This is a genomic window from Mesorhizobium sp. M7A.F.Ca.CA.004.06.1.1 (assembly GCF_003999135.1).
Lineage (GTDB): Bacteria > Pseudomonadota > Alphaproteobacteria > Rhizobiales > Rhizobiaceae > Mesorhizobium.
In genome coordinates this window covers 1-2,007 of the sequence record NZ_RZPQ01000924.1, presented here as the reverse complement: position 1 = coordinate 2,007, position 2,007 = coordinate 1, and the positions used below count along the sequence as shown (strand labels likewise).

The 2,007-nt window shown below is 63.1% G+C and carries 1 protein-coding gene and 1 pseudogene; both read left to right on the top strand.

Annotated elements, in window-relative coordinates; all coding sequences use genetic code 11:
- Positions 1 to 1,296: toprim domain-containing protein (locus EN906_RS32200; protein WP_245484378.1), on the top strand; the 1,296-nt coding region annotated here is incomplete at its 5' end.
- Positions 1,297 to 1,528: 232 nt separating this feature from the next.
- Positions 1,529 to 2,007: pseudogene (locus EN906_RS32195) on the top strand (hypothetical protein); the annotation flags it as partial.

The window sequence follows — 2,007 nt, the reverse complement described above, 5'->3', positions numbered from 1 at the left end:
GTCGACAAGGTGATCCAGGCCGCGGCGGCGCGTGAAGCGGCGCGCAAGGCGCGCGATATCACCCGCAAGAGCTCGCTCGGCGTCACTTCCCTGCCCGGCAAACTGGCCGACTGCCAGGAACGCGACCCGGCGAAGTCCGAAATCTTCATCGTCGAGGGTGACTCCGCCGGCGGCTCGGCCAAAGGTGGGCGTTCGCGCCAGAACCAGGCGATCCTGCCGTTGCGCGGCAAGATCCTCAATGTCGAGCGGGCGCGCTTCGACCGCATGCTCGGCTCCGACATGATCGGCACGCTGATCACGGCGCTCGGCACCTCGATCGGCAAGGACGAGTTCAACGCCGACAAGCTGCGCTACCACAAGATCATCCTGATGACCGACGCCGACGTCGACGGCGCCCATATCAGAACCTTGCTGCTGACCTTCTTCTTCCGGCAGATGCCGGAGCTGATCGAGCGCGGCCATCTCTACATCGCCCAGCCGCCGCTCTACAAGGTGACGCGCGGCAAGAGCTCGCAATACATCAAGGACGAGAGCGCGTTCGAGGAGTTCCTGATCGGCTCGGGACTGGAGGAAGCATCGCTTACGCTCGGCTCGGGCGAGGTTCGCATCGGACAGGACCTGCGCGGAGCCATCGACGACGCACTGGCGGTGCGCCAGCTGATCAACGGCCTGCACACGCGCTACAACAGAGGCGTGGTCGAGCAGGCGGCGATCGCCGGCGGGCTCAACCCGGACGTGTTCACCGATCTCGGCCGAGCCAACGACATGGCGGAGCGGATTGCAAAACGCCTCGACATCATTGCCGAGGACACCGAGCGCGGCTGGACGGGCCGCATGTCGACCTCAAACGAGGGTGTCGGCGGCTATGTGTTCGAGCGCACGGTGCGCAGCGTCAAGGAATACGCGCATCTCGACCTGGCGCTGATCAATTCGGCCGACGCACGCCAGCTCGACCGCTACGCACAGCGCCTCAGCGAGGTCTACGGGTCGCCGCCGGTGCTGCGCCGCAAGGATGTCTCCGAAACGATTTCGGGGCCCTTGGCGATGCTCAATGCGGTCTTTGCGACCGGCCGCAAGGGCCTGACAATGCAGCGCTACAAGGGTCTCGGCGAGATGAACGCCGAACAGCTGTGGGAAACCACGCTTGACCCGAATGTGCGCTCGCTGCTGCAGGTCAAGGTCAATGACGCGACCGACGCGGATTCACTATTTTCGAGGCTGATGGGCGACGAGGTCGAACCCAGGCGCGAGTTCATCCAGGACAACGCGCTGTCGGTCGCCAATCTGGATATCTGATCCGGACGTTAAATTCTGAATTGGCGCGCTGCGGCGCGCCAATTGTTCCACCGGCGGCAACAGAATCATTTTACAACGCCCCGGAACGGAAGTCCCTGCGGGACATTGTGACAACATCGATCACAATTTCTTACAGGAGGCCTTCATGGGACGCGGCATTTTGCTCTGGTTGCTCGGTATTCCGATCCCGGTCATCATTCTGATCATGCTGTTCGTACGGTAGGGGGCTTCCATGCAGTCCACCCTATCGGCTGTCGACGTTTCCACTTCAACAGAATCCTCCTCCACCGCCGTCAGTTGGGGACCGATCATCGCCGGTGCCTTCGCGGCTTCGACGTTGACCTTCATCCTCATGCTGCTCGGTTCGGGGCTGGGATTGACCATGGTGTCGCCATGGTCGGGATCCGGCGCATCTGTCACCACTTTCGCGGCGTCCACCGCCGTCTGGCTTGTCATCGTGCAATGGCTGTCCTCTGGTGTCGGAGGCTATCTTGCCGGGCGGCTGCGCACCAAATGGGTCGGCATCCACACCGATGAGGTCTATTTCCGGGACACCGCACACGGCTTTCTTGCCTGGGCGCTGGCCACTTTGCTCGTCGTCGGCGTGCTTGGCTCCGCCCTTTCCGCAGCGATCGGTTCAGGCGTGCAAGCGGTGTCCACCGTCGCATCTGGCGCTGCCATGGGTGCATCGGCGGGGGCTTCGGCCAATGC